The sequence below is a fragment of the Shewanella sp. A22 genome (genome assembly GCF_053850585.1).
Window position 1 is genome coordinate 43,969 of sequence record NZ_JBSQBN010000014.1, and the last position, 6,538, is coordinate 50,506.

Annotated in this window: 5 protein-coding genes; 2 read left to right on the forward strand and 3 right to left on the reverse strand. The window is 39.8% G+C overall.

The features are described 5' to 3' along the window. Positions 1-212: 212 nt before the first annotated feature. Positions 213-2,075, forward strand: coding sequence for a methyl-accepting chemotaxis protein (locus tag ACWXWT_RS04610; protein WP_456040439.1), 1,863 nt, complete (start codon positions 213-215; stop codon positions 2,073-2,075). Between the two features lie 71 nt (positions 2,076-2,146). Here ACWXWT_RS04610 and rpiA read toward each other — a convergent pair whose 3' ends face one another. The 3 genes from rpiA to ACWXWT_RS04625 form a co-directional block, all read right to left on the reverse strand. Then, complete coding sequence (rpiA, locus tag ACWXWT_RS04615) at positions 2,147-2,806, reverse strand: ribose-5-phosphate isomerase RpiA (protein WP_456040440.1); 660 nt, start codon at positions 2,804-2,806, stop codon at positions 2,147-2,149. Positions 2,807-2,891: 85 nt separating this feature from the next. Further along, positions 2,892-3,704 carry a mechanosensitive ion channel family protein gene (locus ACWXWT_RS04620; RefSeq protein WP_456040441.1) on the reverse strand — a complete coding sequence of 271 codons (813 nt, stop codon included), beginning with the start codon at positions 3,702-3,704 and terminating at the stop codon, positions 2,892-2,894. A 58-nt stretch (positions 3,705-3,762) separates the two neighbouring features. Then, a complete protein-coding gene (locus ACWXWT_RS04625; protein WP_456040442.1) occupies positions 3,763-5,112 on the reverse strand; it encodes a hypothetical protein in 1,350 nt (449 codons plus the stop codon). A 280-nt stretch (positions 5,113-5,392) separates the two neighbouring features. Here ACWXWT_RS04625 and pbpG point away from each other — a divergent pair, with 280 nt between their 5' ends. Then, a complete protein-coding gene (gene pbpG, locus ACWXWT_RS04630; RefSeq protein WP_456040443.1) occupies positions 5,393-6,304 on the forward strand; it encodes a D-alanyl-D-alanine endopeptidase in 912 nt (303 codons plus the stop codon). Positions 6,305-6,538: the final 234 nt, after the last annotated feature.

Genomic DNA, 6,538 nt, shown 5'->3' on the forward strand with positions numbered 1-6,538 from the left:
GTGTCATTATTTGACAGTGGCAATGAGCTAAAAGGTTTATATCAGAGAAAAAAATATTAGCGTTAAGTAAAAATAATGAAAATTTATTCGTTGAAGCCGACAATGAGTTGCTATAGTTAAGTTGTTGCTAAAATGTTACCTAAAAGTAACCAATAGGTAGTGGTAATAATAACAAAAACACAATTTAACCCTTATTCCTGAGTGGTAATAATATGCTTATTCGTTCAAAACTGATGTTAAGTTCTATTGTTTCTGTTCTATCGGTACTCGCAATGTTTGGATTGCAGCATTATTCAGAGTCTGTGATATCAGAGTTAACAACCGCAACAAATAGCATTGTTGAAATAGAAAAGAAAGTGCTTGAATTACGTACAGAAGAAAAGGACTTTCTCCACAGAGCTGACACTTTATACATTGAGAAATTTAAGCATAGCATGGAGGATGTGTTGGCTTATATGGCCGACGTTCGTGTTGCGCTAGGGCATCAGAATGTGAATGTTGATGCCTTAGATCATTTTCAAAAGAACCTTAATGAGTACAAAGAAATATTTTATGAGGTGGTTGCATTAAGAATTAACATAGGTCTAACCCCTGAATCAGGTTTATATGGCAAGTTGCGTACGGCTGTTCATAACGTTGAAGCTGTATTGAGTCAGAGCGCCGACGATGCACTACTGGTAAGCATGTTGCAACTTCGCCGCAATGAGAAAGACTTTATGCTGCGCCGTGACATAAAGTATGTGACAAAATTTGATGACGACATTGCAGACTTTCTCGCGAAAGCACAACAGTCTGATTTAGCGTTTGCACAACGAGAGCTGTTAATTTCCGACGTTAAAAACTATCAATTAAATTTTAATAATTTAGTTGATCAAGAAATCTTATTTGGCTTGTCAGATGCCGACGGTAAAATGGCCGAATTACGTGAAAAAATCCATCAAACCGATAATGATACCGTGGTGTTACGCGAGCAGGCATTGGCCGAAATTGAGCTCGGTAAAAATCAAGCTTTTGTTGTTGGTCTAAGCATTTTTTTGCTTATCACCACCGTACTTTGTTTTTCTACTTGGCTGATTATTAGGAGTATTATTGGTCCAGTGCAAAGTATTTCATCGGTAATATCTTCCATTGAGGTCAGTAAAGATTTATCAATGCGGTGTGATGAATCGGGTAAAGATGAACTATCGCGTATTGCTCACCATTTCAACCGAATGTTGATGACATTCCAAGCGCTTATTCAACAAGTTAATGAATCCGTTACTGCCATGAATGAATCTTGCCATGAGCTTTCTCATAATGCCGTTTCTGCGTCACAAGGTGTGTTAAGGCAGCTTAATGAAACCGATATGGTGGCCACTGCGGTGACAGAGATGGGCGCAACCATTGATGAAATAGCCAAAAATACTGAACTTGCAGCAAATAAAGCCAGCCAAACCCACGACAACGCACTTGCGGGTCAACAAGGTGTAGAGCAAACAATTGAAAAAATAACACTGCTCGCTAAACAGTTAACTGATTCTGCTGACGTTGTATCTGAATTAGAACGCGATAGTGTCACAATTGGTAGCGTGTTGGAAGTTATCCGTGGGATAGCAGACCAGACTAATCTATTGGCTTTAAATGCTGCGATTGAAGCTGCTAGGGCAGGTGAGCAAGGTCGAGGTTTTGCGGTTGTTGCTGACGAAGTTCGTTCACTTGCTTTGCGCACTCAAAGTTCGACTCAACAAATTTCCACTATTATTTCCACGCTGCAAGACCGCACTCGTTCAATTGTCGATTTGATGCAAGACAGCCAACACCAAGGACGAGAAAGTGCTGAGCAAGCCGCAATTGCGGGTGACGTATTACGCCAGATAACCACTGATGTCACCAACATTATGGACATGAGCACACACATTGCTGCCGCCATTGAAGAGCAAAGCATGGTGGCTGCAGAGGTGAATAAAAATGTAGTTGTGATCCGCGATATTGCCGATGAATCGTCACAAGCAGCTGATGCCAATATAGCAGCGTCAGACGATGTCAGAATTCGAGCGAAAGCGCTGCATGAGGCGGTAAGCCAGTTTAGGGTTTGATACATAAAAAATGGCCTAGCATTACTGCGAGGCCATGTTTATGTCAATCGATTAGATCAGCGTAGGGCTGATTATAAGGTTACTGTGTTAACTCCGTCTGGCGTGCCAACAAGCAGTACATCGGCGCCACGGTTAGCGAATAACCCATTGGTAACAACACCAACGATGGCGTTGATTTTGGTTTCCATTACCTTAGGATCTAGAATTTCCATATTGTACACATCTAAAATCACGTTGCCGTTATCGGTCACGACACCTTGGCGGTAAACGGGATCGCCACCTAATTTGACTAATTCACGTGCCACGTAAGAACGTGCCATAGGGATCACTTCAACAGGTAGTGGAAACTCACCTAAAATAGATACTTGCTTGGTGTTATCTACAATACAAATAAATTTCTTGGCAACGGCAGCCACAATTTTCTCGCGCGTTAATGCAGCTCCACCGCCTTTTATCATGTCCATACGGTCATTGATTTCATCTGCACCATCAACATAAACATCAATTGAGTCAACACTATTTAAGTCAAACACTTCAATACCCAGTTCAATCAGCTTTTTGGTTGATGCTTCAGAACTTGATACCGCTCCTTCAATATCGTCTTTCATGGTGGCAAGTGCATCAATAAAGTGATTAACGGTTGAGCCTGTGCCAACACCAACGATAGTATCTTTCTTAACATATTGCAGCGCAGCCCAACCGGCGGCTTTTTTCATTTCATCTTGTGTCATAGCAATATTCTCCATTTCAATAATCAAAAGCAGTATTTAACCTGAGTTCAGGTTAGTTAAAAAATTGGGCCGATTATAACGTAAATTACTGAAGTACCGTTTGTTGTCCATCATAAAAGTCAGCATTTTTAAACGCTGATAGTACGCGTATATTAATGTCACTCATAAATTTCTTTTCTAACCTTACATCCATCACATAAGCTTTAACGGTGATGGTTTGCTGGAATTGACCGAATGAGTAATCATTGCCTAAATTAACGATAATGGGTTTATTTAAAAAAGTATAAGGGGAGCATTGGGTGGCCTCTCTAGCAAGCGCAATGGCTTTTTGGTGATCAGCGTGCATTGGAAGAGTAAAACTCACCACAACCATTTCATCTAAAGCACCGCTATTGGCATTCGACACGGCAGTTTTTAATGCTTCGGCGTTTGGCACCATCACGGTATTATCATCGAAAGTGCGTAGCCAAGTAACGCTCCATTCGAGTTTTATTACTTCGCCATAATGGCCCGCTAATGTGACCATGTCGCCAACGCGATAAGGTGGATTTATCATAATAATAAACCCTGCAATCATATTTTTAGCGGGTTCTTGTGTTGCTAAACCCACCACGATACTGATTGAACCAACCACTGCGAGGATCAAATTTTCGTGCGGGTCAATAATACCAACAATTGAATAAACGATAACCGAAAACCATACAAATAAACGCACAAAAGGGAATGACCGATTCCAAATTAAACGGTATTTAGGCAGCGCTTTATTCAGTTGATTTAAACAAAACTGCACTAAAATTAAGAATAACCATGCTATTAAGCAAAGCAGTAAAATACTGATAATGCGTTCAAATGAAATAATTTCTAAAAATGCTTGTAGTGCTTTACGTGAGTCGTCCATGCTTGCCTCGGCTGGTTATTTGCTGTGCACTTAGTTCATTTTGAAAGTGTTACAGACCCTAATGAAACAGCTTATTATTGTTTACCAAATGATTTGCGATAATGTTAGTTAAGGTTGGCGTAATATTGTACAAATGAGCCGCAAAATCGTGTTTGGCATAATGTGCTTGTAATAGCCCTTGGCGGACTAAATATTCTAACTGTAAAACACTTTGTTCAATGGTAATTGCAAAAAGGTGGGCGTGCTGCTGCACTCTTAATCCACCGTGTACATATATCTCCGCTAGCGAAAACAAATCACTATCTTGGCAATTTTTTAACGCAGAAAGATTTATTTGGTATATCTCAATGTCTTTATCACTGTTTTCTTCGTTAGGGGTGTTGTCTAGTGAGTACTGCAATAATAATAAGGCTAACGCTGGATGCCCTTGGCTAATGGTATAAAGCTGCTTTAACGGGTCTTCATAGGGTAATGATTTGTTGTTAGACGAAGTTTGCTTTGCCGATGTTGTCGTATTGGCATCAATCGGTTGTTGTTCATTGTCGGTTTTTATTAACCCTAGACACGCTAACTGTCTGATTTGAATTTCAGCTAACTCTTTAGCATTAAAATAATTAAACTTAAGTAGATTGTTCACTAAATGGCTAATTTGATATTGCGCTGATAATCGTTGCCAAGCGTATGTTTCACAGCCGAGCAACCAAAAATGCTGTTTGCGGGTTTCCATTATGATGGTTGCAAAGGCCATTAACGCTTGTGAGTTTCCCATCATTCTTAACATCAGTTTATGCAGATCATCAATAATAATCAGTTGTGATGTTTGTTGATTAATCAATGCAATAGTGTCGGTAATCGTGGTCGGTGGGCTAATCCCAAAGCAATAACAAATGTTTGCGATGGCTTCTTTTACGCTTAAAGGGGCGTGGTAAAAGCTCATATAGACCACTTGTTCTGGCAGCGGTTTTAGGGGTAATAGGCTTACCGATTCCGACGGTTCTACTGCTGGTGAAGAGAGTTGTTTGTTTTGTGTCGCGGCTGATGAGTCATCATGCATTGTGGCAAGTAATGATGATATTTGAGCTAAAAATGTAGATAGCCCTGCTCCAGAAGGTGCGACAACTGCAGTTAACTCACCTTGTTGTTGGCACCATTGCGAGATAATCGACTGAATTTTTTGTAATTGCCCTTCTCGGCCAACGAAAACATCACCAGTAGCTAACGCAGGACATGACACAGAACCAACCATTGCACGTTGATGTTGCATATTGGGAGAATGTTTAGCGATGGTATGAAGCGAAATTACTCCTTTTTCTGCATCATGAGATTCAGTTTTAAGTGACGATGATGGTGTCAATAAATGTGTAATGGCTTTACTAAATTTATTTAAAAAATTGAAGTTAATGTCCATCTATACTCTCTTTTTAAACGCCTTAATAAAGCTTAACATGAAGTGAATAAAAACAATATTTGTACTAAATGTTGCCATCATTATTCAACATACTATGTTGTATAAAAGAATTAATTCTCGATAGCACAGCCAGTATGCTGCATTGCTAATATAGGGTTTGAGCATGAATAACTGTAAATATCGGTTAAAACTGATTAATAGTGATTATTTGTCTGTTATCGAGCTAATTCTTTATCGTATACTCAAAAGACTTTTTGGGTCGACTTTTCAAGAGAGAGTGATGAAACTCCGTTTATTTTTTGTCTGTAGCTTATTGTGTTCAATTGGTCTTGCCAGTTACAGCGTACTTGCTGAGCCAACGTCTCAAAAACAGACATTACAAGAGTTAGCGTCAAGCAGTGCCATGTTAGTCGACTTGGCAACCAATGAGGTACTGTATTCGAGCAATCCCCATCAAACCGTTCCCATTGCGTCGGTAACTAAACTGATGACAGCGATGGTAACGCTTGATGCTAAGTTACCGTTAAATGAAAAAATATCGATCAAAATTTCAGACTCTCGCGTGATGCGCAATGTGCATTCCCGCGTTAGGATTGGCAGTGAAGTAAGTCGTAAAAATATGTTGTTGATGACACTTATGTCATCTGAAAACCGCGCAGCAACCTCGTTAGCGCATCATTATCCTGGTGGGTTTAAGGCTTTTGTGCGCGCAATGAATGACAAAGCTACCGCATTAGGAATGACACAAACTCATTATGCTGAACCAACGGGGTTATCACCCGAAAACGTATCCAGTGCCAACGATCTTATTTTACTGCTTAAAGCCAGCCAGCAATACCCGTTGTTAGGGAAGTTAAGCTCAACCAACAAAAAGCATGTGATTTTTCAGAAACCACGTTATGCGCTCGATTTTCACAATACCAATAAGCTGGTATTTAAAGATAATTGGAACATAGCATTAACCAAAACCGGTTATACCAGTAAAGCGGGGCATTGCTTGGTGATGTTGACGGAAATGAATAAACGTAAAGTGGCATTTGTGGTACTAGATTCATTTGGTAAGTACACTCATATGGCTGATGCCAATCGACTTAAAAAATGGTTGGAAACGGGGCGAATTAGCCCCATTCCCGCGTCGGCTAAAGCGTATAAAAAGCAACGTCAAATGGCAGCCATTCATTCAGAAAGTTAATTGGATTTGTCATTACTCGATAATTTAACCTGTAAATTATATTTGCAGGTTTTTTTATAGAAAATTTTTACTTAGTAATCAATAAAAAGCACCGATAAGTGCTTATTATACCAATCCTATTAAATATGTGATCTTTCAGCGGGAGTTCAAAGTGCTGTAGGCAAGGCAGATGATTGAAGCGAATAGTGATCCTCGGTAACAAGCTCCTGCGTTACTCTACCTCCAGCATCTGAC

Coding starts and splice junctions, on each gene's coding strand:
- ACWXWT_RS04610 (WP_456040439.1), top strand. CDS start 213: ATGCTTATTCGTTCAAAACTGATGTTAAGTTCTATTGTTTCTGTTCTA.
- rpiA (WP_456040440.1), bottom strand. CDS start 2,806: ATGACACAAGATGAAATGAAAAAAGCCGCCGGTTGGGCTGCGCTGCAA.
- ACWXWT_RS04620 (WP_456040441.1), bottom strand. CDS start 3,704: ATGGACGACTCACGTAAAGCACTACAAGCATTTTTAGAAATTATTTCA.
- ACWXWT_RS04625 (WP_456040442.1), bottom strand. CDS start 5,112: ATGGACATTAACTTCAATTTTTTAAATAAATTTAGTAAAGCCATTACA.
- pbpG (WP_456040443.1), top strand. CDS start 5,393: ATGAAACTCCGTTTATTTTTTGTCTGTAGCTTATTGTGTTCAATTGGT.